Below are 26396 nucleotides of genomic sequence, written 5' to 3' on the forward strand. Positions count from 1 at the left end.
ACTTTAATCAAATTATCACCTCTATGCTACTATTAAGCATAGAGGTGATCAAAATGCCAGATAAAAAATCATCAGAAACTCTATTATCGCAGCAAATAAATGAAGTAAGAGGTTTGCTGCTGCAAGCCCTTAAAACTCAATTAGATGATCTGATAGCTGAAAAACTCGTTCCACAACCAAGTGGCGTTCCTTTTGTTGATTTTGAGAAAGATCCACCACAAATTGCAACTCTAAAAAAAGTAATTAATTGTCTTTATCATGCAGAGGAAGCTTTTAAAAGCTGGGAAAGCATTGACACCAGTACGCTATTGGGTAAAGCCAAAGCAGCACCAAAATTAATTCACGCGCTAACCCAGATATACAAATCCTTGGGCTTACTTGATGAGGCAAGCCCTGAAATAAGAAGTGTCATAGCAGACAATTACCATTTACTTGAACCTCTATTTACTCAAGCGTATGCCATCGTGCAAGAGTCTGGCTGGTTATCAGAATTCATGGAAATGGATGTGACCGATAAAGCATCCAAAGTGATCTTCCAAGGGATGGATTTATTAGGTCCCGATATCGATAAATGGCATGATACGCATCCTCTTGTTGACGCATTTTCAAAAATATCAAAACTGGTAGAAACCATATCCACACTGCAAGAAAAGGACATGCCGGGAAAAGAGAAAGAACAAGCGGTAGAATTGATTCGCGCCTTACTTGATGACCTGGACAATAACCCTTTTATCAGCAAATTAAGTATCAGTGATTTTGAAGACTCCAAAGCCATAAAGGATTTATTGGAATGGTTTAAGAACATACAAGACGATGGTTTTGATTTTAGCAAGAAATCCATTAAGCAATATGTTTCCTGGGCAAATCACTATTTACCCACATTAATCGCCTTCGCTGATCAACTGGAACGGCAAAACTATTTAAAACCAGGCAGCTTATCCGCCAATTTGTGTTCTCAGATAGAACATTTGGGTAAACAAGTGAATGACATTTTATCTGAACCTGGTTTTGGTGTTACTGAGCGAGTTGTAACAATAGACTCATTGCAGGGACAAAGAGAGCAAAAAATTCATAACGCTCAGGTCAAAAGTGTGCAAGTTATCATGGCTACTGAAAAACAACTAGCGGCCACTGCTGATTTTTATCAGATCCTGGAAGCCTATAAGGGCATGAATCTTTCACAAATAACAGAACCGGATCGGAGAGTGCTAAGACAATTATATCCCCAAATACAAACAGCGCTGGCGCATGCCAGTTTGGATCTTGAAAATCAGTTAACCTCTGTTTTAAACACTACCGGCCCTGAAAAAACCCCAGCTAAACCTAAATCATGGTGGGAATTAGCCAAAGATGGTTTAGGTTATGTAGCCAGTTATGTGGTCAATTACAACGTTGATAAAATCCTGGGAACCAGGGAATCTGTTGATCGTTTTCTGTCAAGCCAAATTGCGTCCGAGCAATTTAAGATCCTGATTGCTGAAAAAGCCCGTGAAAAATTAAGAACCGGATCAGATAAAATAAAAGAAACTGTACTACAATATCAAGCGGAAGCTCGTCTCAATGCTATAAAATCAACCCTGAGAAAACAACCCTCTCAGATGGAGGCTCCCCCATCCGAATTTGTTGCAGTGAAACCGTCGAAACTGGTCAATCTTCGTGGAACACTTACAGCCATTCAGGAAATGCAATTATCGACTACAGTAAATGGCACAAGAACAAGTGTCGATACTCTGATTCATCGCCATTTACCAGAAAAATATCAAGCCTGTTTTTCAACTCTTCCATATAAAATCAGTGAAAATGATCCTGGGTTGGTGAAACAAATTAAAACCGTTGAAAATAATTTGTTTCAATTAGAAAAAGCGCTTAAAGATTTTGAAAAAATAGATTTGAGCTATGGGATTATGATCCGATTGCATTATTTTATCGCAATCGCTTCTGCAGCCTCCAAACTAAAATCAAGTGTCAAAGAACTTTCACCAGAGGGTCAAAAAGCGCTAGCTCCACTGTTGCAACAAATTATGACTTTAGGGTCATCTTTCTCAGACACCAATTATACAGCTAATGACTTATCCGCCTTGCAACAATTAAAAATAGAAGGCCAAGCCAGGCCCGGAAGTCCACTCGAAACATCTCCGGAAAAAACAAAAACGTTACCTGAAGAAACTGTAAAGGGAAATGAAAAAAAACCAAAAGAAAAAACGACTGAATTATTGGATTATGCTGATAAAATCAGTGCTGCTCGGGCATTGTTATTAAGTAAGTTTAAATCCACCTTATCTCCTGCCATAGCCGACAGTCTAAACCCACAGGAACATGGCGTTCCATTTGTTCATCTTGATCAAGACCCGCCACAAATCGCGGCAATAAAAAAAATCATCAACAGTATGTATCATGCGGAGTGTGCTCTTAAGACCTGGCATGGCATAGATACCAGCACTACATTGGGCAAGGTTGCTGCAGCACATCAAGGCGTAGCGGCATTATCTCAAGTGTACAAATCATTTACATTGTTCACCGAGGATTTCTCAGACATTCACAATTTAATTCGTGAGAACCACGATTTAATAGCGCCTGTGATTATCGAAGCAAACAAGCTGGTTAATCAGTATGGATGGGCACGTCAATTCAGTGAGCTTGATATAGCGCAACAACTGGGAAGCATTTTAGGTCAGGGAATTAATACAGTTCAACCTAAAACGGATGAAATAACGCAAACCGCTTCTCTGGTTAAATTATTTTCAGAAATTCCAAGGTTATTGAACAATATTTCAAGTTCATTGGATCAAAAATCTGAGAAATCAATTGATGAGTTAAGAATCAGCAACAAAAAAATTGAAGCCATAGGCGCAGTATTTGAATTGTTTTTTGAAGAAAATGCCCACTTAATGAGCATGTTCAAAGGATTCAGCGCTATCTCTGGTCTTATCGAATTAAATAAAAAAATTCAACTTGAAGGAACCAACCTGCAGGAAGTCACTATTCGACAATACCAGTCATGGTTAAAAGAAGGTTATCCCAATTTGATGATGATGCTTGATGAAATTGAGACTCGTCACTACTTAACCCCTGGCTTTTTATCAGCACCTATTGCCCTGGAATTAGACCAAATTAACGACAAGCTTAATGAAATTATTGAAACCAAACCTGATTTTAAATTGCAAAAAATTCCTCTTTCATTCTATATGGGCGACAAGCGCATGGAGCGCTTAATGGCTAAAAAAACGGAACACTGCCTTGCATTGATCCAAATAGAAGAGCAAAAAAAAGCGGTTAACACTTTTTTCGGGATACTTAAAAACTATTCAGGTCAACCACTCTCCAACATAAAGCCAAATGAGCTCGTTCAATTGCGCCTTGCTTTTGTAAAAATTCAATCCGCAATGGCAAATAGTAATTTGGAATTAAGCAATGATTTTGTTGCTGCTTTAAATCAACTTGAAACGTCCCCACCTGAAGAGAGCAATAAAATCAAGGTTACAGTCTCTCAATTGATAAAATTGCAGCCTGCTGTTGAAAACAATTTAAACGAACACAAAAAATCCTGTGAATTAAAAATTGCAGTCATTGATAAAGCCTTAGATCATGTTATAGCCAAATCTTTCGAGTTAAAATCTGATGTATCAAAAGAAATCAATATGCCCCAACTGCGCAGAACATTTTTAGAAATCGAAGGCAAGAAACCTGCTGTAGGCCCTGGAGAATTAAAACCAACATCGGTCTCATCTCTTAACACCGTTCGTGGTAATTTAGCTTACATTCAAGAATTAAAATTGTCATCTACTGTGGGTATGATACGAGAGCAATTTTCGGCTCTTACCAGAGATAATTTCTCCACTCGAGTGCAAAAATATTTAATCAAACCTCAAGGCAAGCCGTTGCATGTGATAAATGACAAAGATCCACTCATGGTAAGGCAAATTAAAGAAGTCGAAAACGGATTATATCACCTGGAAACCGCTTTAAAACAATTCGAGCAAATGAAAAAGAGCGACAGCCTTGTATCGCAAACAAAAGCGTTGGTAGAAATTGCAAACCATGCTCATGAATTAAAAATGGCAGTGGAACGATTTTCTCCTGAGTTAAAAGAGCATTATGGTCCATTAGTTCGGACTGTATTGAGTTTCAGTAATAAGATTCAATCCATCAATTACAACAAAGAAGATTGGGCCGATCTTCAGTTTATTCTTAATAAGGCCCATAAAGAATTGTTAAAAAGAAAAACTCCAAGAGACCATCGTATTGAAAAAGCATTTTTTGAAGCTGGAGTTCGTGAAGTACAAATCGATCGTAATGAATCGGTAGGAAAAAAAGCTGCAAAACTGGGGGTAAAATACGCGCACCTGGCCTCCCCTCAGTTAGAGAAAGCAAGAGCCTATTTAAGTTCCAGATACAAAAATGCGTTTGGTCAACAGCCCAAGGTTATTCGTTCGTTTACCCGAGAACAATTAGCGAATGAAGAATTTATGGACGCTGAAATTAGCAGATTGAAAGAAACATTAGAAGAGAAGTATGGTTTTAATATTGCAACGATCAAAGTTCTTCTTGATTTATTAGAACAAATTCAACGGGCTGGGGCTCAGGCAGCTGAGGTAGCTGGCATGGTCAATACCTTGGTTACTTATGACTTCCCCAAGATAAAAGAAAATGCGTATAGAGATTTACTTACGAAATTATCTCAGGAAGAAGACTACCTGAATTTAAAACCAGGCACATTAATTAATCCAGCCATGGCTGCAGTCAACCAATTATTCTTATCTGCTGCCTTGGAATTAGACATGCCTTTTAGTAAAAAGTTATCTATTCTGGACGATACCACTTATGTCAATATTCTCATCAGACAAACCGAAAGCGATCTGCAAACATTAAAGAAAAAGCTGTCCGAAGATCCCTCGAATCATGAAATAGCATTTGAAATTGAGATTAAGAACGATAAATTAGCTTTCCTCAGGCAACAGATGGTGTTGCTTGAAGATAAAAACCCCAATCAAACCAGAAATGTCTTAATGGACATGCAGTTCGAAGTGTCATTACGTAATCACCTTGTTTATACAACGCTTAAAGCGCCGATTGCCCAGGAATATGAACAAATTGCCAGAGAATATTACAAAAAAAATAAAAATCGCTTTCTATATGCCGATGACTGTTCAAAAGAGTTGCTGCAAGGATTGAAAGAATTTGAAAAAAAACATTTGCCTGATCATTTGATAGTTTTTGAAGCCTACGACAGGCTCCGCCTATTCAGTGCAAAACTCCCCCCCAAAAATCAGGATGTCAAAGAGTATATTGAGAACATCAATAGAGAATTACAAAATAGAGACATCCCAATAAGGCAACGTGCTTTAAAAGTTAAATTATTACCCAATGACACTGTCTTTATTGAAAAATTAATTTCAGCTGATAAAGGCACTCATTTCCTGAGAAAATTCATGCAGTTTATTACAATCATTACAGCAAGCATCACCGAAGCAATAAAAACCGGGGGCAGTTTGGTTTATATTTATCGCCAAAAACAAATGGAACAATCAATAAAGAATATAGAAAAATCAATAAGCTTTAAAGAAGAGCTCCATACCATAAAAGATCCTGATGGCCCTTCACCACGCAAGGAAGAAGGACAAGAAGGTGAAATCGAATTTACCAAATTGTAAGGCTCAATAGGCTATATTGGTAGAAAATCATTCTACACTCAGGACTTACCCCGTGAACAGTGCGTAAACAGCAATGGCAAAAGTAATCATGTTAAATGCCTAAGGTTGCTTTAAAATCATAAAGTAAGCATCAACATAATCAGGTAAATCTCGAGTAGCCCTGTACAAAGCGTCCTTTCCTGCAAAGCTTCCTGCCAAATAATCAATTTGATATAAATTATTATTAAAAGCGCCCCCAGTATCAGCCAGGATGCCCATTTTAGTCATTGGGCGTCCTGATTTGTCTTGATACTGAATCATCAGTAATTTCCCTAAACCAAACTCAGCCAAATCAGCCGCAAAGGTCACCTTGGGGTTAACTGTAATTTTGTATTCAGCGTCCTTACCATAACCTTTAATTCCATCAACTTCCTTGAAATACCAAAATCGCTCCTGCTGATAGGGGGTTTTAGTTCGATCATAAGTAATATTATTACTACGATGGACATTAAATATTTTCTTACCCGCAGTCGGTCCAAAATCCGCGACAACAGTACCTTGCAGTAAAGCCGCCTCCAAATCATCTCGACTTAAATAAGCCAATTCGCTAACCGGTTGATTTTTAAGAGCACCGGATAATATCGCTTGCTTACCATATTTGAAACGGATCAGTCCTGGTTTGGCATTTGCTTCATCCAGAGTCAAATTCTGCTCGTCTTCAGGCAAAGCATACAAAGGATAGGGTTTCGCGGAGCTTGGTTTGGGACTGGCACCTGCCAAATGCACAAAATATTTAGTCATCAATATCTTATCTTTGGGTATATTTTGTAATAATGGTTTATTGGCAGATAATTGTTTCGCTTGCCTTAAGTCAGGATACCATCGAATAAAATCGAAGTGCTGTTTTACAAAATCCGGGTTATTTAATTTTTTTTGGTTTTGACAAATAAATTCCAAGGTTTTTTTCACTCTGTCTAAAGAAATCTTAATGACTTTTCCATCGTGAATCACTTGGGGATCATAATTTTTGCCTTTATTTAAGTAGGCTAAAGTATGCTTTGCTGTACTGCATAATTCAGTTCCCTTAATGTCATATACTCCATTCAAGGCAGGTTGGGATGGAAAGAATTTTGGCGCAGCCCATAGTGGAGAAATAAACAGTACTGCTGAAAATAATGTCGCTATTCGCATTTACTCTGTTGTTTCCTTTTTATCTTCTGCTTTTCGAGACAATCCTAATTTTTCTTTTAAACGAGCTACGGCATCCGGATCATATTGCTTTGGCGCTTTATGTTTGACTACTACGGATGATGGCTTGGCGGATTGCATGGCCGTATTTTGTGATGTATACGCAGAACTCCTGAGGGGATATACTGGCAAAACAGGCTCAGGATGAGAGTCAATCGAATTGATTGGCTTAATGCTGGAAATTGTACTCTGTTGATTATTGACATGCGAATGAGTAACTACTTTTCCACTTACTTGTTTGCGAGCATTTTTAACACTCTTTTCCACACGTTTTTTAATTTTCATGGAAGCATGCTCAGCTTCTTCTTCCGTAACCTCCGCCACTGGATTTCCTTGCAAATCGATACGGACTTCACGTGCCTTCAGGCACGCCAGATAATCAAGACGACGGGTAAAAAGAACGACCGCTTCTCTTAATTTACTTTTAGAAATTCCAACTTGCTCTGCTTTTTCTGCATGCTGCAATATGTCAGACATAATACCAATCTTTAATGGCCGAATACGCAAGGAATTATCAAATGCCTCAGGAAAATTAGCCGCAAGCCATAATAATGCGTCTGATCGTGCACGTTTGGATTGATTTTTTTGTGCTTTATTGATAACAGCGGTTCGTGGGTGCAGCGCCTGCTTTCTCATTCTGGTACCCTTATTGTGTTTAGTCTATTGGCATGAAAATTATCAAAATCATTTGATTTGCAAAAGTCTGTCGACCTTGAATGTATGATAGTCATATCGTGAAGTCAGATGGTGTAAATTATGCTATTAGTTACTCGAGGAATGAGCGCACAATGTACAATGTTTATTGGTTGTTTGCAAGCCTTCTTTATTATTTCCATTAAGCTGAATGCCTTTTGATTTGTATCCAATTAGCAAAATACATTATGATATGTCTATAATTAATTTAAGTCAGACAGAATAGAGCATAGGATACTTGCCAGATTACTAAATAAGGAAACCTTATCGCTCAATCATGTATAAATGGTGATTACAAAATGAGGATAATACTTTCAATTCTTGCTATATTCATCCCTTGGTTGGTTTTATTGATTAAAGACAATCCAGGCGGAGCTGTTGTTGCCTTGATTATGCAAGCGACGCTGATTGGCTGGCCTTTTGCTTCAATCTGGGCATGGCGGGCAGTCAATCCACTTACCCCGGCGTCTCACACCAAACAATAAATATCCCAATCCTGTTTTTATCCAACATATAACTAAATCAGGACTTACGAAAAATGCCAAGGTCGAGGCAAGAAAATGTTTTTAACAAAAAGATTGGTTTTTTTCGTAAGCCATGTAAATAATTCGGAGTTATAAATGCGAACACGTGTCATTGTGAATGGTGCCCACGGAAAAATGGGAGTACTCGCCTGTGAAACATTGGAAAACCATGAGCAGTTTGAAATAGTTGCCAAACTAAGCAGACAGGACAACCTTGGTCAAAGTATACTGGACACCCAAGCACAAATAGTTGTTGATTTAACAAGAGCAGACTGCGTCTATGAAAATTCTTTAACCATTATTAATCATGGCGCCCGACCTGTTATTGGAACATCGGGATTGCTTGAAACGCAAATCGATGAACTCAGCAAGCTTTGTGCAATAAAACAAATGGGTGGAATTATTGCGCCTAACTTTTCTCTTGGTGCCGTTTTAATGATGATGCTCGCCACGAAAGTGTCTGAATACTTTTCGGAGGTAGAAATTATTGAAGGTCATCATCAACAAAAATTGGATGCGCCATCAGGGACCGCTTTAAAAACTGCAGAAATGATAGCTGCGGCACGCAAAAATCCAAAAAACAAGCTTGCGTTAAAAGAATTAACCCCAGGGGCCCGTGGCGGCTCTCATCATGATATTAATATCCATTCCCTCAGACTACCTGGATTGCTTGCCCGGCAAGAAGTCCTTTTTGGCAATATTGGCGAGACATTAACTATTACACATAACAGTATCGATCGCCGCTGTTTTATGCCGGGAATAGTACTGGCTTGCCAAAAAGTATTAAGTTTAAATAACCTGGTTTATGGTTTGGAACATTTGCTTTAAATTGCAAGGATTAATTTGACCCGTATTACTGCAGAGTATACGGGTCTCGCGCTTCAGCAAATGGCATGGAACGGTTTTCAATTCTACTTCTTAAACATTACATATAAACCAATCCGCTGTTTTCTCTTTTGGAACTCTCAAATAAAGAAGACCATTCTAAAATCGCTTCATCTGCCAATGTTTGTAATGTAGCTTCTGATGTCAGAGGTTGTAATAATTTCCTAATACGATCATATACTGAATTGGTTGCTGTAGTCCTCGATGAATCACTTTCTGGCCGATTTAAAACGGCTGCAAATATTTTTCCAATACGCAGAATATTATCATTGCCGGAGTTTTCATCGTGCATTACTTCACGGATATTGAGTATTCCAGTCGGCGTTGAGCTCACATCTTTATCAGAGAACCACCGTAATTTCCAGGAATCTTTGCTTGATTTTTGAAATCTGCGCTCTTCATTGATTAAAGCGCTTAGCACATCATAAAGCCTGGTGCACATTTTTTCGCCCAGCTGTTTGGCAATTAACAAGCAATGCAATTCGTTTTCTGGTAGAAAAAAGGAACGCAAATCCTTGCTAATATTTTTCACTTCATTATCAGTGGCTAATCGGTCATCATAGGCTAATGCTTTCTCACTCCCTAAACGCTTGTTAATAGCCTCAGCGATATCGTTTGGCCAGTACCAGTCAGGCGTTTTGATTCCCTCTGAACCTGGCGCATTTTGCCCTGCAAGCTCATGTTGATGCCTGGAGATATAAAGATCTACAACAATATTGATAAAATTGACTCGTTCTTCTTTTTCTTTGGGAATTCCAAATTTAGGCCAATTTCCATATTTTGCCTTATACAAAATCATGGCATCAGTATGCAACAACTCGACTGCTTTTCTGTCTTTACCACTGACACAGGAACCATAGCTATACCCACTCATGGTTAGAATGATTAGTTCTTCCAAAGAGCTAAGGAATAATTCCCTGCCATCGTAATCCCAAAACGTTGCAGATCCTAAAGGAGACTCTAAAACAGCCTTATAATCATCGATTAACGCCTGTAATCCGGGCTTGGTAGACACACATTTCTGCGCCGCTTTTAATAAAAACTCGCTGTCTTTATCCGTTGCCTGGGTATAATAATAACGCTTGGCAATATTAAAAGGATGATTATGTTGGAATATTTCATGCCTGCGCTTGCTCCGAGTGGCCGCATCTCGGGCAATTTTATACAACTCCAGATCCGGAGGTAATTCAGGTAAAAAGTCAGTAACCACTGTCGGAATATAATCTACCGCATGGATAGGGCTAATTAATGTTTGCAATAAGAAAGGCTGTTGTGGTTTGGCAAACTCCATCACCTTGACCAGGTTGGAGTCAACATGACGCTGCTGGACATCTTCAGGAAACTTTAATGAATCACGACTGGCAACATGGCTTGAACGATACCTCTTGTCATAAAATAAAGTTTCTTTACCCTCACCATCGATTAAATACAAACTGTGTGCACCATAATTTGCCGGAGCAGGCAAAGTTCGGTGCCGGCTTGATAAATAGGATACGACATCTTCTATTTTCTCTGCATTTTTGAGAGCATATTCCAAAAAGTATTGTTGTTTCTCGGACAAAACCCAATACCATTGTGGAAGCTTAGGCACTAAGCTCAGCGTCAAAGCATATTGCTCATTTTTGGCCTGCTCGACCATAAATTTTTTAAACTCTTTTAAACTGGATTTAATCTCATGCGGAGTAGCAGACAAGACTCGAATCATGGCTTGCTGCGCAAGGCTTAATTCATTGAACCAGGAAGGATACGGCGGTGAGTTGGTATGTATTTGATTTAATTCCGTGGTCAAATTCAGTGACCGTTTTGCAATATCTCCCCAATTGCCAAAAAATGTATTAAAGTGCTGCAGCGCTTTTTTAGGATCAACTGAACTTAAATTCAGATTACAATAATAAGCCTGTTGATAGGACGGCAGATTTTTAAACCAGGCAGGTGTTTTAGGAAAATTATATTCTTTTAATTGCTTTAATTCATTTAACCATTGCTCATAAACAGGAGAAAGGGACTCGTCATATTGCAAAACATACTTTGTCTCACTGTCCATTTCAATGGGCATTATCGTAGCGATATCACTACGGCCTCGGCTCATTAGCACATATTGCTCTGCTTCATTAAGGCAGGCTATCGCTTCTTTGACTGCCTTGCCTTTAGGCCATTTCCATGCGATTGAAATGGCTTCAACCAGTTTGGCAGTAAATCGTTCCAGTTCAAAATGCAACTCTTCTAATGTCAGCTTTTCCAGATCACATGAAGCCTTGCATTCCGCAGCATAAGTACTTAAGGTTTCAACCGTCAGTGAAGTATGTTTTGGGTCAAGAGGATAAGCTTTTAAAATAAATGAAAAGGCATCATGAAGGCTGTCTATCCGGCGAGCGATACTTTTACGATAATCTGGCTGCTCTTTAAAATACTCTAATTTGTAACCAGGTAGAAGCCGCTCTAGTGTATCAAATACCTCAGGAGATAATATTGTATTTTCCAAAACACGTAAAATTATACCTTTTCCCATAGCTTAATTCCCTTACTGCCTTAATTTCCTCATTATTGTATAAATAATTCAAAGTGACAATGTTTTGAATTAACAATTGAATTATATATTTAGCCTAAGATATCAGGAAGTTAATTGCCTTAATAGCATTACTTCATGCTAAACTAGTTTTTTTGGAGGAATAGTAAAAGGATAGCTATGAAAAGTATAGAGGATTTTACCGGTTTTTCAGAATCCGGGATTGATGATGCCATTCAAAATGCTTTAAAAAAAGCAGGCAATCCAGCTCATTTTGAAGTCGTTGAAACACTAGGTTCACAAGGTAGCCAATCAGATCGACGATATCAGGTAACACTTAAAACACAAAGTGACTAATCATTAAGTAATGGCGATCATTGGCTAGAAATAAATGACAAAAAATTAATGTCAGTCCTGTTTCTCTAACTATTATCTAGCTACTGCCTTTCAATACAAGGAGTTTAAAAATGGGATACAATGTACCTCACTATATTGGTGGACAACTTATTAATGAAACTGATACGGAAGCTCAAGCCATTTATAATCCGGCTCTGGGTGAAATTATTGGCCAAGTTCATTTTGCGTCAAAGGCAACCTGTGACAAAGCTGTGGCTGTTGCTAAAGCAGCAGGAAATGAATGGTCACAAACCCCAGCTATAAAAAGAGCACGGGTTTTATTCCGATTTAGAGAGTTGTTGGAAAAATACCAAACGGATCTGGCACGAATAGTCACTCGTGAACATGGAAAAACCCTGGATGACGCCAAAGGCTCAGTGGCCAGAGGCATTGAAGTGGTGGAATTGCACTGTGGGCTTGTCAACGAGCTGAAGGGGGATTTTTCTGCCGAAGTGGCCAGCCATATTGATTGTCATACTTTTCGACAACCCTTGGGAGTCTGTGCCGGAGTATCTCCATTTAATTTTCCTGTCATGGTACCCATTTGGATGATGATTCCTGCCATTGCTTGTGGAAATACCTTTATCCTTAAACCCTCCGAGCAAGATCCGTCGGCGCCCATCCGCTTGCTGGAACTGTTAAGTGATGCCGGTTTACCTCCGGGCGTTGCCAATTGTATCCAGGGTAATAAAACGACTGTCGAGCATTTACTGGCCCATCCGGATATAGCTGCCTTTACTGCAGTCGCCTCCACTCCTGTTGCCGAATACATCTATACCACTGCAGCAGCCTATGGAAAGCGGGCACATACTTTTGGCGGGGCTAAAAATCATTGTGTGGTTATGCCTGACGCCGATTTGGATCAAGCCGCTAATGCTATCGTCGGAGCAGCCTATGGTTCGGCTGGAGAGCGTTGTATGGCGTTATCGGTCGTTGTAACGGTTGGTCAACATACAGCAGATGCCTTAATCAATAAAATTGCTCCCCTCATTCGAGCCATTCGTGTAGACGCGGGAGATGTTGAGGGCGCGGATATGGGGCCTCTTATCAGCCAGGCTCACCGGCAGAGAGTGTTGGCTGCTATTGAAAAAGGGGTTAATGAAGGTGCTCGCTTGATTATCGATGGCAGAACCTTCCAACATCCTCAATACCCTCAGGGTTTTTACCTGGGACCTTGTTTGTTTGACGAAGTGACCGAAGAAATGTCTGTCTATCAAAATGAAATTTTTGGCCCCGTACTGGTTATCGTGCGAGTCAACCATTTTGAAGAAGCTCTTGCTTTGGTCAATAAACACCAATATGGAAATGGCACTGCTATTTTCACTCGAGATGGCTTTACAGCTCGTGAGTATAGTCAACGGGTTCAAGCAGGCTTGGTCGGGGTTAATATTCCAATACCTGTTCCCATTGCTAACCATCCTTTCGGAGGCTGGAAGCGATCTGTGTTTGGAGACACCAACATGCATGGAGAGGAAAGTATTCATTTCTATACTCGACGCAAAACGGTTACCAGCAAATGGCCAATAACTGAATTAAAGGACAGCAGCTTTGCCATGCCCACTCATGATTAATCAGGCTTATTACGGAGAAATATATGGCTAATATTGGATTTGTGGGATTGGGTCATATGGGTTTTCCAATGGCCATTAATCTTTTGAAAGCTGGTCATAGTGTCATGGGCTATGATTTGCAACAATCAGCACTTGAGCATTTTGCTGAACAAGGAGGAGCTATTGCCCATAACTTGCAGGAATTGGCAAAAGGCAAAGATGTCATTGTTACTATGTTACAAACCGGACAGCAAGTTTTACACGTATGCCTTGGTGTAGATGGTATATTCAGTCAGTTAAATGCTGGCTCATTGTACATCGATTGCTCTACAATTGATGTAAAAAGCTCTCGAGAAACTCATCAAATAGCGAAAGAAAATCATCTTCTGGTCGTCGATGCCCCCGTCTCTGGCGGCGTAGCGGGCGCGGCCGCAGCCACATTGACATTCATGGTCGGTGGTGAAATAGAGGCTTATAATGCGGCGCATCCCATGCTCTCTGCTATGGGGAAAAAAATCATTCACACTGGCGGTGCAGGCAGTGGGCAAGCAGCCAAAATTTGCAATAACATGATACTGGGCACCACAATGATTGCCATATCAGAAGCGTTCATTCTGGCGAAAGAGTTAGGATTATCTAATGAAAAATTATTTGAGGTGGTAAACAATTCATCAGGTCAATGTTGGGCTATGAGCAAATACGCCCCTGTGCCGGGAATATTGGACAATGTTCCTGCAAATAATAATTATAAGCCAGGGTTTGCAGCAAACATGATGTTGAAGGATTTGTTATTGAGTCAAAATACTGCGAAATCAGTACACATTGAAACACCCCTTGGCGCCAAAACAACTGAAATTTATCAACAATTTGTCGATCAAGGCCTTGGTGATATCGATTTTTCAGCCATTATTAAACACATTGGCAAAACACAAGAGGTGTAGCATGCTTCCCGTTCATCTAAGGCACCCTCATTTAACACCTACAGAAGAATCTTTATCTGAATTTTGGTCTGAAATTGCCGCACAAACCATTGACTGGATACAACCTTGGAGTATTACCCTGCAGGGAGGATTACACAAAGGCGATGTGAAATGGTTTCAAGGCGGCTTGCTCAATGTGAGCGCTAATTGTCTGGATAAGCATTTACCCCATAAAGCGAATCAAACGGCCATCATTTGGGAAAGTGATGATGAAAACCAAAATAAAACCCTGACTTTTGCGCAGCTTTATTCTGAAGTATGTAAAATGAGCAATGTGTTAAAAAGCCTAAATGTTCGCAAAGGTGATACGGTAGGCATTTACATGCCCATGATTCCTGAAGCGGCCATTGCCATGCTGGCTTGTGCTCGCATTGGGGCTATTCATACCGTGGTGTTTGCCGGGTTTTCAGCCCATGCACTGCAACAGCGATTAGTAGCCTCGTCCTGCAAATATTTAATCATTGCGGATGCGTTTCAACGTGGTGGAAAAACTATCCTTTTAAAGAAACAGGCCGATGAAGCCAGCCGGGATCTAAATATCACCAAACTGATTGTTAAAAACTCTAATACCTCAATAACACTAGATAAAGATAAAGAGCATTGGTGGCATGAGCTGAAACAAACCGTATCGGATCAATGCGCGCCGGAAACAATGGGCGCAGAAGATCCTCTGTTTATTCTCTATACCTCTGGAAGCACTGGACAGCCGAAAGGAGTGGTACATACCACAGGCGGCTATTTAGTGCAGGCCGCTTATACGCATCAACTGATATTTGATTGTCAGGACCATGAAGTATTTTGGTGCACTGCTGATGTAGGTTGGATTACAGGCCATAGTTATGTCGTCTATGGCCCCCTATGCAATGGCATTACTACGTTGATGTTTGAAGGAATACCCACTTGGCCTGACGCAGCAAGGAATTGGCGCATCATTGATAAGCATCAAGTGAATGTATTCTATACAGCCCCTACGGCCATCCGCTCCCTCATGAGAGCAGGCGATCAATGGCTAAACTCAAGCTCAAGAAGTTCTCTTCGTTTACTGGGTTCAGTAGGTGAGCCAATTAACCCGGAAGCATGGAATTGGTATCACCAAAAAGTTGGGCAAGGGAAATGCCCGATAGTGGATACATGGTGGCAAACAGAAACCGGAGCCATTATGATTAGTCCCAGCGCCAGCGATGAAGTTATCAAACCAGGCTCTGCTCGTAAACCCGTTCCGGGGATCATACCAGTCCTGTTGAATGAGCAAGGGCATGAAATTAATGGTGCTGGAGAAGGATTTTTGGCTATCAAATACCCATGGCCTTCTATGGCAAGAACCATTGCAGGAGATCACCAAAGATACTGCAACACTTATTTATCCAATGGCTATTACATCACTGGCGATGGCGCCAGACGAGATGAAGACGGAGACTATTGGATTACAGGCCGAATTGATGACGTACTTAATGTTTCCGGGCATCGATTGGGTACTGCTGAAATTGAATCAGCCTTAGTCAGCCATCCTAAGGTGGCAGAAGCTGGTGTTGTAGGTATTCCTCACGATTTAAAAGGGCAAGGCATATTTGCCTATGTCATTCTGAAACAGGGAAATGAGCCGGATGCCAAACTCCAGACTGAATTGATGGAGCGAGTCAAGGATGAAATCAGCGCTATTGCCAAACCAGATGTCATTCAGTTTGTAAATGATTTGCCGAAAACCCGTTCAGGTAAAATTATGCGCCGAATACTAAGAAAAATTGCTTGCAAAGAAGTTTCCCACATTGATGAGCTGGGAGATTTAACAACCCTTGCTAACTCTCAGATCGTTGAGGAACTCATGAAAAATATTTTGAAGCGGTAAAAGAACCGTCGAGCTTCACAAAGTTTATTCTGATAGCAAACAAATAAACTATGTGAAGCCTGACAACCAGTCCAAATAATATCAAATCAATTTCATCAGGCTCTGACAGCGAGCGGTTGCATTGACAATGAAAAATCTTTGACAATTTTTTCAGACTCGGTGGGTACAGGAAATAATCGCCATCTCCCCGCGTATAAATTGGCTCCGCCCAAAGTGCATAAAGTGACTAAAGCACTCGCTAAATCAGCAAGAACTTGTTTCCAGCCACGATGCACCTCTAAAACAGGTAAAGTCGCATTGATGGCGGCGACACAAGCCTGATGAAAATCCCTACATTTCACATTCCTGGGCAGATGCGAATTTTTGAAATGCTCTTCAGCCATTAATAAATCACTATAAAATGTTCTTGCTATGGGTGCTGCACGTTGATAATTTTTATCTCCAACCGCTTTGGCTTCCATTGTTTTAACCATACTTTCTATAGCTTTTAAGTGCTCGGAAAATTTAATTTCGGCAAGAATATTCAAAGTTTCTTTTGTCGCTGCGATCTGGTTCTTAATCCGCTTACACATCGCATCAGCTTGTTTGTTGATTTCACGAATTTTATCTGCCAGAGCCATTCTGATGTCACTATGATTCTCACCGGATGATAGTTGAAGCTCTTCTTGGGCCTTAAGCAAATCTGGCTGGCTTTCCACCAAATTTTGAACCGATTGAATTAAATCCTGTTTTCTGGCAATTACTTCTTCAACTGATTGGCACCTGTTAAAACTTACCGGAAATTCCCTGATTTGTTTTTCATAGCTTTTTACTACTTCTTGAGCATTTATTTTAACGAGCAGTTGATCAGCAGTTTCATTTATTGTTTGCTTTTTAGCTTGCAGTGCTCTAGCTATCGATGGGTGTAAATCCGTGCAATCCAGAACCTTTCCCGCACTTAACAAGGCTTGATTCGGTTTAACCAGATTATCCAGTTGTTGTAATAAATGATTACGCTGCCGTTCTATTGCAGAAGAAGTACTTCTATCATTAAAACGAACTGCAAAATTATTAATTCTTTTCTCAACAGAATCGATAACCTTTTGCCCCTCATCAAGAAGCTGTTTTTGCAATAATTCAGCCTGCGAATTGATCTTTTCAACCTGAGCATAATAGACAATTTTTATTTTTGGATTGCCGATTAATTGTTCGCCCAAAAGATCTTCAGCCTTGACCAGTGTGTGAAGTTTTTTGTTCAACAGAATACGTTGTGATTCAATAGCGACTATGGTATTCGCATCATTAAAGTTGATTGGGAATTCTCTTATTTGCCTGACCTGTTCATCTATATCCGCTTCATATTTCTTGAGAAAATCCAAACGTCGATTAGCTGCGGTGTCTATCATGCGTAACTTACGTTGCAAAGCCTTCTGAACTTCCGGATGTTCATCAGGTAAATCAAGCACTTGCAACGCATTTTGCAATTCGCCAGAATTAATTATTTGCTTAAGTTGGCCTCTGAGCTCTTCTGCATTAAGATTAATATGGGCAACAGTTTTAAAACCTTCAAAACTAAATGGAAAAGAATTGATGCGCTGAACGATATCTGAAATCACTCTTTTAGCATCTTCAACTCGTTTTTGCCTTAATACATTATCAATTTCAGGAATTTTCACTGGTTGTGGATTAGATAAAGACTCAAACCATGATTTAAATTCACCTGAATTTTTTAAAGCGACTTTTTTAGCGTACTCGTCTAAAGAGATGCCAAATAGAGCATTAATTTTTTGAGACGCGAAAATAAATAAAGCTTTTGCCACTTCAGGATTAATTTGGCTTAATCCGAACAAATTTATGAATAGTTCATCTGGTTCTTTAAACATTGCACTGGCAAAAACGACATCAAAAAACTCCTCATCAATGGTCGATGCGTCTTTGCTTTTTATGTACTCAATCAATAAATCTGGTAAAGTCTTTAGTGTGAGATAGTTGGCAATTGCTTTTGCAAAACGAACTTTCGGCGCAAATAAAATTTCTATTGATTTTTTAGAGAAAACATTGGCTATAAATAAAGCTCTTAATCCTGATGCTCTTGTCAAACAGGAAGATGCTCCACCAAAGTAAAAATTGATTATCCCGGATTCAATTTCTTGTTTCGCTTTTTCAGGTGTGTAGCCTAATTGATTGATTTTTTGTTGTATTGCGGACTTCACTATGAAATTGAGAAAAGCCTCGTCATTAAAGTTTATACCCGCTTTGGGACTTAATTTGTTTTCTTCGACGGGGTTTGTCAAGGCTAATTCCGTCAAAACCTCGCCTAGTAATTCTTGAGATGTTTCTTCGCCAAGAACCAGCTCAAGCAAGTCCAGTGCGGGGATACGGCTTATGAGTAATTTTAGGAATTCTTTTTTAGAACCATCCGCATTGGCTATGCAAGTGGTTAGTATTTTCTTTTCATCCACTGACAGCTTAAGGAAAAATTTTTCAAGATAAGGGATTTGCTTATGCAAACTAATACAAGAAGAAATAATTTTGTTGCTAGTTAGAAGATTCATTTCCTCCAAAGATATCAGCCTTTTCTGCAACCCAGAATTGGCAAAAACATAGCTCCCCTCCTCGTTGGAAAGCGTCAATAATTTTTTTGTCAAACTGGCTCTATGGATATTGGTATTAAAAAGGCAAAATCGGCAGTTTCGCTTGTTAAGATCATCTAAGCTATAAGTTTCTGTTTTAGAGTTATCGTGCGGATTGATTAAAACAAAATCATAATTTCCGGAACTTTTAGGAATAATTTTGTCTATTCTTAAAGCATGGCGGCCATGAAACTTCCCAAAGCCATCGACCTTTCCATAAGACATACTAATATAAACAGGCTCATCAGGATTCATTAATTTCAATTTGATGATATCGTCAAGCTTGGAGTATGGAATGTCTTCCGCTTGAATGCCAAAAAATTTGCCTAAAAAAGCCGTGGAAGTAAAACCGGCGATTCTGTCTGGTATATCATGGGCAACAACGCTTGCCAGAGGATTAGTATTACTCCAATCCCCCGCATAATAATAAGAAACCAAACGCTCCAAAATTTTTATTGCCAGTGAATTACTTTTTACCCCGCCGTATTGATTATCAATTTCCTTTAATCTTTCCGGACTAATCTCAAACACATCTTCATTATTGAGTTCATCCACGTAATGGGTGTATTTCCCAGTCATTTTATTCTTTTGTAAATTATCTTTTAATGCCTCATGACGTTTGATTCTTACGATAACCTTGCCATCTTCTGTTTGGGTAAACAGTGATTTAATTAATTGCTCCCCTTCCTCTCCAAGATTTAAAATACAATCCAGGGATGATAAAAGATAGCAACTACCGCCAATACCTTGTCGGATGGTAATAGGGCCTTTGGTTGGGAATAAAGGTGTCATTGTGGTCCTCATAAAAACATAGCGGTCATAAAGAGGACATTATAACAGCAAAATATTAGATAATCATTAAAAGAAATGGTCTGAAATCAGTCAAAAACTAATATTCTATAAGCTAATTCCACTCAAACCAACCATCAAGCAAGGAAATCAACTCCTCAACACCATCCTTTTTCACAGAAGAAAACGCTTGCACGGAAACCAAATGCTCTGCCAACTCATAATACTGACGAACTTTAAGTACGGCATTTTTGACTTCACTACGACTTAACTTATCGGATTTTGTCAGTAAAATATGCACTGGGAGTTCTCTGTGCAAAGCCCAATTCACCAATATTTGATCCAAATCTTTCAATGGATGGCGTACATCCATCAACAAAATCAATCCTCTCAAGCATTGTCTCGTTTCAAGATAGTGGGCTAAATTCTTTTGCCATTCCAATTTTACTTCCATTGCCACCTTGGCATAACCATAACCTGGTAAATCAACAAGGCGTCTTTGCTCATCAAGAGAAAACAGGTTGATGAGTTGGGTACGGCCTGGTGTTTTACTGGTTCTTGCCAAATTTTTATTATTAGTCAGACAATTTAAGGCACTGGATTTTCCAGCGTTGGAGCGGCCAGCAAACGCTACCTCATACCCGGAATCTTCAGGTAATTGATTGACACGGGCTGCACTTTTTAAAAATACTGCTTTAGAATATAAATTGATTGGCATAAGATATCATTTTAGTTTTGGGATTTTGACCCAGGCAGTGTACCATTAATTGACTAAATTATTATGAGAAATCCATGAAAAAATTAGCACTCGTATTAATCCTGTGCTCTTCATCAGTCATTTTTGCCCAGGAAAACCTACAAGAGACTGGACAAAATAAGTCAACAGTCTGTACCGCCTGCCATGGCCCGCAAGGTATTAGTACAAATCCTGAATGGCCTAATCTTGCTGGCCAGCATGAAAAATATTTTGTGAAACAATTGAAAGACATAAAAGAAGGCAAATCACGCTCTGCTTCCACTATGACTGCAATAGTCGCTAACCTGAGTGAGCAGGATATGGATGACTTGGCAGCCTATTATGCTAAAATGCCCCTTGCTGAAGGTTCAACTCCTGAAAAATATTTAAAAAGAGGCGAACAACTTTACAGAGGTGGTGATTTAAATAAACGCATCGCAGCCTGTATAGCCTGCCATGGTCCTAAAGGCAGTGGAAATGCTCAAGCAGGCTTTCCGCTGCTTTCGGGTCAGCATGCAGCTTATACTGTAATGCAACTGCAAGCATTTAAAGACGGCAAGCGAACGAATGACTTAAATCAAATTATGCAAGACATCAGTAGTAAAATGAGCCCAGAAGATATGGAAGCCGTTGCTTATTATATTCAAGGGTTATATTGAGGAATTGACTATGTTTAAAAAACTGATTGCCCTATTATTTCTTATGCCAATGACTGCTTTGGCAACTCAATTTATTGAAGGCAAAGATTATCAAACCGTTGCAAGTGCGCAATTGTCCGCCAATAAAGACAAAACACCCCTGATTACCGAATTTTTTAGTTATGGCTGTCCATGGTGTTATAAAATTGATGCCCCACTAAATGATTGGGCAACCAGAATGGGAAAAAGCGCTCACCTCGAGCGCATCCCGGTTGTTTTTAAACCAAACTGGGATTTGTATGCCAAAGCCTATTACACAGCAAAAACCCTGGCAATGTCCGATAAAATGAATCCCATATTATTCAAAGCAATCCAAGAAGATAAAAATCCCTTGGCGACGAAACAATCGATGGTTGATTTTTTTGTTGCTCATGGAGTAGACAGAGAAATTGCCAAGAGCGCTTTCGAAAACTCACCAACAATCGATATGCGCGTTAACAGCGGTATGTCGCTGATGGCGCATTATCAAATTAACGCTGTACCAGCCTTTGTCGTCAATAACAAGTACAAAACTGACTTACAAATGGCAGGGAGCGAAGCGCGTTTATTTGAAATTTTGAATTACCTGGTAAGAAAATCAGCCTAATTAACATATGTTATAAAAGATATTCCACGTCGAGATAATTTACCGTAGACCAGGTCATTTTGACCTGGCTTTCTTGCTAAGCTCCCTTGCCGGGATTTTCCAGACTCAAAATACCAGTATTGAAATCATAAGCAAAAATCTCGGCATATCGTCCCCAGTCAATCATTGTTTTCAAAACACGATCGGCTTCTTTCTCGCTTAAATAATCTTCCAGCTTACTCAAAAAGCGCTCTTCCGAGACACGATGCCCCGCTTTTTCATCCAGTACACGTCTTATATAACGAGCCAGAGGAACTTTTTCTAATAATCTTTGTGCAAACAATTGCTTACGCTCTTGCAAATCAGCTTCTGAAAATTGTTTCCCTAATTCACTTAACTGAATATCTCCCGCAGACACCTTGGCAAAACCAAGTATCTCCAGAGTTTCAAGAATTGGGAACAGATCATCAATATTCATCATCAGCTCGTCTGCCAACTCAGGTAAATCAATACGTTCTTCAAAGGATTTCATGGTTTCTATCAGACCAGATAATTCAGAGGGCTCTACATCAGGTAAACGATAGCCTAAACCTATTTGACGCTCCCTTTGCGCTCGCTTGGCTTTTTCTTTGGGGCCGGTCGTCATCAAAGTATAAATCTTGTCAACCAAAGCCAGATATTCCGGGCTTTCCGGGTCACGGGGTTGTGGGAGAGTCACTGGTAATTCAGCGCGAATATAGCCGGGATCATTACCAAAAATCACTATCCGGTCCGCTAAGGTCGCCGCTTCTTCTATATTGTGTGTTACTAATAAAATACCATTGGTATTCGTTTTCTTTTCTTTCCATAATTCCAATAAATCTGATTTGAGGTTTTCCGCAGTCAGTACATCAAGCGCGGAAAAGGGTTCATCCATTAACAACACATCCGGATTAATCACCAAAGCGCGAGCAAAACCAACCCGTTGCCGCATCCCCCCGGATAACTCCTTGGGAAAAGCGGATTCAAAACCATCCAAGCCTATAATATCTATCGCTTCAATAGCTCTATGCCTTCTTTCCTCACGGCTGATTCCTTGCGCTTCCAAGCCAAGCTCCACATTTTCCAGAACCGTAAGCCATGGCATTAAAGCAAACGATTGAAATACCATAGCAATGCCCTCTACCGGCCTGGTTACAGGTTTACCGCGGTAAGTCACCGTTCCACTGGAAGGAGCGATAAGACCTGCAATAATCCGGAGTAAAGTTGATTTTCCTGAACCAGATTTACCTAACAAAGCAACTATTTCGCCTTCCTGTAATTTGAAATTAACGTCTTCAAGGACAAGAAGGTTCTGAGAAGGAGCTTTTTTAAAAGATTTGCTTAAATTTTCTATGTTAATAATTGTTTCCGGCATAGGAGTCTCAATTAAAATTAAATCGTTCTTCGGCTAATCGATAAAGCGGGCGCCAAATAAGATGATTGAAAGCCAACACATAGACACACATCATTGCTGTTCCTAACGCAATTTGCGGGAAGTCCCCCGCTGTTGTGCTGGCTTGAATATACTCGCCCAGTCCTGTGGCTCTAAGAGTAATATTTCCCCAGCTCACGTATTCAGCCACAATACTGGCATTCCATGCGCCACCTGCTGCTGTAATAGCTCCGGTAATATAAAAAGGAAAAATACCCGGCAAAGCCAATCTTTTCCACCATATCCAACCCTTTAACCCGAAATTATCAGCGGCCAGATAAAGATCACGAGGTATGCTTGATGCGCCTGCGATCACATTAAATAAAATATACCACTGCGTGCCCAGGATCATGAGCGGAGTTACCCAGATTTCCACACTCAAATTAAATTTGACAATAGCAATTACAAATAAAGGATAAAACAGGTTCGCTGGAAATGCTGCCACAAATTGAATAATAGGTTGTATTTTTTGAGCCAAGCGTGGCCTTAACCCTATCCACACCCCAACGGGAATCCATAACATGGAGCTTAACAAAATTAGTATAATGACTCGAGATCCTGTTGCTGCACCTAATAAAAAGACATGAAATATATCACTCACCTTCAATTCAGCGAGAATAAATTTCAACAAAAACCACCCGCCAGTAATAACGGCTATCAAAACCAACGCTGTCCACAATCGGTCCAAACGCTTTTGCCTTTTAAAATCAATTTCCTTAACAGCCTTAACCTCACCAATCCTCAGCCAACGAGCATTTACAAAACTATTGGTAAAGACCGCGAGCCATTCCGTCACTCTCTTCATCAAACGACTACTGCGTATCAAGTCAATTAACCAGGATTGATATTCTGACTCATCGGGAGACTGTTCCATTTTAAATTTTTCAGACCAGGCAATAAGTGGCCTGAAAAGTATTTGATCATACAAAAAAATAACGATAACCATGGTCAGAATGGCATATCCCACAGCATGCAAATCCCTCTGGGCTATCGCCAATGCGATATAAGAACCTACACCGGGTAATCTGATATTTTGGTGCGCCACCGAAATAGCTTCTGACAAAACCACAAAAAACCAGCTTGCCGACATTGAAACCATCATATTCCATAACAGTCCAGACATGGAAAAAGGAACTTCTACCTTCCAAAAGCGCTGCCAGGCAGACAACCTGAACATGGCAGAGACTTCAATCAAATCATGAGGAACTGTTTTTAAAGATTGATAAAATCCAAAAGTCATATTCCACACTTGGGCGCTAAAAATAGCAAAAATTGAGGCGCATTCTGGGCCTAACAAGCTATTGGGAAATAGATGAATAAACCCGGTGACGGTAATAGATAAAAAACTCAGGACAGGAATGGATTGCAAAATATCAATCGCCGGAATAATAATTTGCTCAGCCCTACGGTTTTTGGCAGCTAAGGCACCTACAATAAACGTAAACAGAATCGAAAAAATCAATGCAATAAACATGCGCAAAACGGTGCGTAATGCATAAAATGGAAGGTTGGAAGGTTCCAAGGAAATAGGGATTTGATCTCCCAATTGATACGGGGTAGCCATCTGTGAACCAGCCCAACCCAGGAAAAATATCACGGAAAAAGTCAATATAAGCAATAGCAAATCCCATCGATTTATAAATCGACTAAATTTATCAGGATTAGCAAAATAAAACCGACTATTGCCCACTATGCCCTCTCTTAAAATTGACGTTACAAGTGTCCTTTAATCTAATCCTTAAATCTAAAAATATTTATCCCATTCCTGAATCATGACTTACAAAAAACCCCAAGGTCAAGGCAAAAAATGTTGTTAATGAGGGAGTTTAGATACACTAAATGACCGAATTAAAAACATTTTTTAACAAAGAGATTGGGGTTTTTCATAGGTCCTGTGAATATAAAATACCATAAATACCACTTCATCGATACCAGACAAACCAACACATCCAGCCGTATTTACAAATAATCCTGTTTAAATTTTGAACTTTTTTGCGATTCATGTGTCTAATATAGTGAGCATTCCCCCCCGAGTGCTCTACCCCGCTTTCCCCCTCTTTATGCGGGGTAATATCTGGATTGCACCAAATCCAGATATATAATTTTCCCCGGAATATTGACCGGGGATTTTTTTATAATGAAAAAATGACTAAACTGGCAGTATTGAGATAATCGATGAGAATTTATTATGGACAAAAAAATCACTATTGCACTTAGTTTACTCATAAGTATTACCGCAAAGTTAACTTATGCAGAACCCGATAGAGCGCAATTAGCTGTTTGGGCTAATGAAGCGATTATCGCCACTTACACTTTTGATTATAAAAATTACATGCAACAGCAAAAGGAAATAGCCAAATATTTTTCTGCTGATGGCTGGATAGCCTACAGTAAAGCGCTCAATCAATCAAAACTGCCTGAAGTAGTACAAAAAAATGCTTATTACGTCAATGCCGTTGCTACAGAACCACCAAAACTTATCACTCTTGATCCCACACATTGGCAAGCCATCATGCCCATACTGGTCGTCTATAAAAATCCTCAATACAAGCAGAAACAAAATTTAAAAGTTATCTTAGGATTTACTGTTGCATCCTCCGGACAAGGTGTAAGAGGTTTCAGTGTAACCAGTCTGCAATCCACACCCATTAGCCCGCCATGCCAGTGTAAAAACGAAGAAACACCTGGAAACGCTAAGCAAGGAGACGCCAAACAATAATACCGATATGCAACAAAACTAGTGCGCTAATTAAAATTAAAATAAAAGTCAGTTTTTTAGGTATGGTGACATCTAAAACAGATTGTTCAGGATGATTGGGATTATAATACACATCAATTTCTGAGTTATCTCTGTAAGCTATTGCCACTTTATAGGCAATACTTCGTGAATATTTACTGTTAGGCGTATTAAGCGTTGTATCGAGAAACAAATACTCTCCTGTCAAATCCTTCTCATAAACTTCATAGGTATATTCTATTTTAGGCCAAACACTATGCCCTACTCTTGTCCACTCACAGCGCGTGATATGCCCCTTCGCTTTTAACCAGGATCTTGCTTCAACCAAATCTTTTCTTTTTTTCCAAAAATACCAAAAAAGAATTAAAAGAAAACACAGCCATCCTAAATCAAGGATCCATCTCCAAATTATCGGCCACACCATATTCTTTCCCATAAATTTATATTATATGCTATTTCCAGGGAGAGGATCATGCAAAAAAATCAAATTGGAAACCTCGCAAAATTAATCCCAACAGGTATAATCACATCCAATAAGTGATAAAAAA

Annotated in this window: 18 protein-coding genes; 10 read left to right on the forward strand and 8 right to left on the reverse strand. The window is 39.7% G+C overall.

Annotation, left to right across the window (positions count from 1 at the left end; all coding sequences use genetic code 11):
• Nucleotides 1-23: 23 nt before the first annotated feature.
• Nucleotides 24-5651 (forward strand): SdhB, encoded by a 5628-nt coding sequence (locus tag CC34_RS0104050; protein WP_080274094.1) that lies wholly within the window; start codon nt 24-26, stop codon nt 5649-5651.
• A 99-nt stretch (nt 5652-5750) separates the two neighbouring features.
• On the opposite strand, the gene CC34_RS0104055 is transcribed toward CC34_RS0104050, so the two are convergent.
• Both CC34_RS0104055 and CC34_RS0104060 read right to left on the reverse strand, forming a co-directional pair.
• Nucleotides 5751-6821 carry a hypothetical protein gene (locus tag CC34_RS0104055; RefSeq protein WP_011945330.1) on the reverse strand — a complete coding sequence of 357 codons (1071 nt, stop codon included), beginning with the start codon at nt 6819-6821 and terminating at the stop codon, nt 5751-5753.
• Nucleotides 6822-7514, reverse strand: coding sequence for a ProQ/FINO family protein (locus CC34_RS0104060; RefSeq protein WP_027228093.1), 693 nt, complete (start codon nt 7512-7514; stop codon nt 6822-6824).
• Between the two features lie 356 nt (nt 7515-7870).
• Here CC34_RS0104060 and CC34_RS0104065 point away from each other — a divergent pair, with 356 nt between their 5' ends.
• Both CC34_RS0104065 and dapB read left to right on the forward strand, forming a co-directional pair.
• Entirely contained in the window at nt 7871-8056 is a 186-nt protein-coding gene (locus tag CC34_RS0104065; protein WP_027223239.1) for a hypothetical protein, read from the forward strand.
• A gap of 135 nt (nt 8057-8191) precedes the next feature.
• Nucleotides 8192-8923 (forward strand): 4-hydroxy-tetrahydrodipicolinate reductase, encoded by a 732-nt coding sequence (gene dapB, locus CC34_RS0104070; RefSeq protein WP_027228091.1) that lies wholly within the window; start codon nt 8192-8194, stop codon nt 8921-8923.
• Between the two features lie 97 nt (nt 8924-9020).
• Here the strand turns inward: dapB and CC34_RS0104075 are convergent, their stop codons facing one another.
• Complete coding sequence (locus tag CC34_RS0104075) at nt 9021-11489, reverse strand: hypothetical protein (protein ID WP_028378858.1); 2469 nt, start codon at nt 11487-11489, stop codon at nt 9021-9023.
• 177 nt (nt 11490-11666) lie between these two features.
• Between CC34_RS0104075 and CC34_RS1000000117340 the strand changes: the two genes are divergently transcribed.
• From CC34_RS1000000117340 to acs, 4 genes are all read left to right on the forward strand, one after another.
• Nucleotides 11667-11843, forward strand: a complete 177-nt coding sequence (locus CC34_RS1000000117340; RefSeq protein WP_106228963.1) for a dodecin domain-containing protein — start codon at nt 11667-11669, stop codon at nt 11841-11843.
• A 110-nt stretch (nt 11844-11953) separates the two neighbouring features.
• The gene (locus CC34_RS0104085) at nt 11954-13453 is read left to right on the forward strand and encodes a CoA-acylating methylmalonate-semialdehyde dehydrogenase (protein ID WP_027228089.1); all 1500 of its coding nucleotides are present in this window, start codon (nt 11954-11956) and stop codon (nt 13451-13453) included.
• 23 nt (nt 13454-13476) lie between these two features.
• On the forward strand, nt 13477-14373 hold the full coding sequence (mmsB, locus tag CC34_RS0104090; RefSeq protein WP_028378857.1) for a 3-hydroxyisobutyrate dehydrogenase: 897 nt from the start codon (nt 13477-13479) through the stop codon (nt 14371-14373).
• A gap of 1 nt (nt 14374) precedes the next feature.
• On the forward strand, nt 14375-16258 hold the full coding sequence (gene acs, locus CC34_RS0104095; RefSeq protein WP_028378856.1) for an acetate--CoA ligase: 1884 nt from the start codon (nt 14375-14377) through the stop codon (nt 16256-16258).
• 95 nt (nt 16259-16353) lie between these two features.
• Here the strand turns inward: acs and CC34_RS0104100 are convergent, their stop codons facing one another.
• On the reverse strand, nt 16354-19662 hold the full coding sequence (locus CC34_RS0104100) for a coiled-coil domain-containing protein (protein ID WP_027228086.1): 3309 nt from the start codon (nt 19660-19662) through the stop codon (nt 16354-16356).
• A gap of 112 nt (nt 19663-19774) precedes the next feature.
• Nucleotides 19775-20377, reverse strand: a complete 603-nt coding sequence (yihA, locus tag CC34_RS0104105) for a ribosome biogenesis GTP-binding protein YihA/YsxC (protein ID WP_027228085.1) — start codon at nt 20375-20377, stop codon at nt 19775-19777.
• A gap of 74 nt (nt 20378-20451) precedes the next feature.
• On the opposite strand from yihA, the gene CC34_RS0104110 reads away from it, so the two are divergent.
• Complete coding sequence (locus tag CC34_RS0104110; protein ID WP_027228084.1) at nt 20452-21054, forward strand: c-type cytochrome; 603 nt, start codon at nt 20452-20454, stop codon at nt 21052-21054.
• Nucleotides 21055-21064: 10 nt separating this feature from the next.
• Nucleotides 21065-21679 carry a thiol:disulfide interchange protein DsbA/DsbL gene (locus tag CC34_RS0104115; protein WP_027228083.1) on the forward strand — a complete coding sequence of 205 codons (615 nt, stop codon included), beginning with the start codon at nt 21065-21067 and terminating at the stop codon, nt 21677-21679.
• Between the two features lie 76 nt (nt 21680-21755).
• Here CC34_RS0104115 and CC34_RS0104120 read toward each other — a convergent pair whose 3' ends face one another.
• Together CC34_RS0104120 and CC34_RS0104125 are read right to left on the reverse strand one after the other, a co-directional pair.
• Nucleotides 21756-23054: an ABC transporter ATP-binding protein gene (locus CC34_RS0104120; RefSeq protein WP_027223229.1), complete on the reverse strand. Its 1299-nt coding sequence runs from the start codon at nt 23052-23054 to the stop codon at nt 21756-21758.
• A 7-nt stretch (nt 23055-23061) separates the two neighbouring features.
• On the reverse strand, nt 23062-24801 hold the full coding sequence (locus tag CC34_RS0104125) for an ABC transporter permease (RefSeq protein WP_027228082.1): 1740 nt from the start codon (nt 24799-24801) through the stop codon (nt 23062-23064).
• A 498-nt stretch (nt 24802-25299) separates the two neighbouring features.
• Here CC34_RS0104125 and CC34_RS0104130 point away from each other — a divergent pair, with 498 nt between their 5' ends.
• Nucleotides 25300-25830: a DotI/IcmL family type IV secretion protein gene (locus CC34_RS0104130; RefSeq protein WP_028378855.1), complete on the forward strand. Its 531-nt coding sequence runs from the start codon at nt 25300-25302 to the stop codon at nt 25828-25830.
• Here CC34_RS0104130 and CC34_RS0104135 read toward each other — a convergent pair.
• Nucleotides 25805-26272 (reverse strand): DUF3592 domain-containing protein, encoded by a 468-nt coding sequence (locus CC34_RS0104135; RefSeq protein ID WP_027228080.1) that lies wholly within the window; start codon nt 26270-26272, stop codon nt 25805-25807. The genes CC34_RS0104130 and CC34_RS0104135 overlap by 26 nt on opposite strands.
• Nucleotides 26273-26396 lie beyond the last annotated feature (124 nt).

Origin of the sequence: Legionella pneumophila subsp. fraseri, assembly GCF_000586315.1 — a bacterium.
GTDB classification, from domain to species: domain Bacteria; phylum Pseudomonadota; class Gammaproteobacteria; order Legionellales; family Legionellaceae; genus Legionella; species Legionella pneumophila_B.

Bases quoted from the DNA above. Each gene is read 5' to 3' on its own strand.
- CC34_RS0104115 (WP_027228083.1), top strand. From the start codon at position 21,065: ATGTTTAAAAAACTGATTGCCCTATTATTTCTTATGCCAATGACTGCT.
- CC34_RS0104110 (WP_027228084.1), top strand. From the start codon at position 20,452: ATGAAAAAATTAGCACTCGTATTAATCCTGTGCTCTTCATCAGTCATT.
- CC34_RS0104055 (WP_011945330.1), bottom strand. From the start codon at position 6,821: ATGCGAATAGCGACATTATTTTCAGCAGTACTGTTTATTTCTCCACTA.
- CC34_RS0104050 (WP_080274094.1), top strand. From the start codon at position 24: ATGCTACTATTAAGCATAGAGGTGATCAAAATGCCAGATAAAAAATCA.
- CC34_RS0104065 (WP_027223239.1), top strand. From the start codon at position 7,871: ATGAGGATAATACTTTCAATTCTTGCTATATTCATCCCTTGGTTGGTT.
- CC34_RS0104130 (WP_028378855.1), top strand. From the start codon at position 25,300: ATGGACAAAAAAATCACTATTGCACTTAGTTTACTCATAAGTATTACC.
- CC34_RS0104135 (WP_027228080.1), bottom strand. From the start codon at position 26,272: ATGGTGTGGCCGATAATTTGGAGATGGATCCTTGATTTAGGATGGCTG.
- dapB (WP_027228091.1), top strand. From the start codon at position 8,192: ATGCGAACACGTGTCATTGTGAATGGTGCCCACGGAAAAATGGGAGTA.
- CC34_RS1000000117340 (WP_106228963.1), top strand. From the start codon at position 11,667: ATGAAAAGTATAGAGGATTTTACCGGTTTTTCAGAATCCGGGATTGAT.
- yihA (WP_027228085.1), bottom strand. From the start codon at position 20,377: ATGCCAATCAATTTATATTCTAAAGCAGTATTTTTAAAAAGTGCAGCC.
- CC34_RS0104120 (WP_027223229.1), bottom strand. From the start codon at position 23,054: ATGCCGGAAACAATTATTAACATAGAAAATTTAAGCAAATCTTTTAAA.
- CC34_RS0104100 (WP_027228086.1), bottom strand. From the start codon at position 19,662: ATGACACCTTTATTCCCAACCAAAGGCCCTATTACCATCCGACAAGGT.
- CC34_RS0104060 (WP_027228093.1), bottom strand. From the start codon at position 7,514: ATGAGAAAGCAGGCGCTGCACCCACGAACCGCTGTTATCAATAAAGCA.
- acs (WP_028378856.1), top strand. From the start codon at position 14,375: ATGCTTCCCGTTCATCTAAGGCACCCTCATTTAACACCTACAGAAGAA.
- mmsB (WP_028378857.1), top strand. From the start codon at position 13,477: ATGGCTAATATTGGATTTGTGGGATTGGGTCATATGGGTTTTCCAATG.
- CC34_RS0104075 (WP_028378858.1), bottom strand. From the start codon at position 11,489: ATGGGAAAAGGTATAATTTTACGTGTTTTGGAAAATACAATATTATCT.
- CC34_RS0104085 (WP_027228089.1), top strand. From the start codon at position 11,954: ATGGGATACAATGTACCTCACTATATTGGTGGACAACTTATTAATGAA.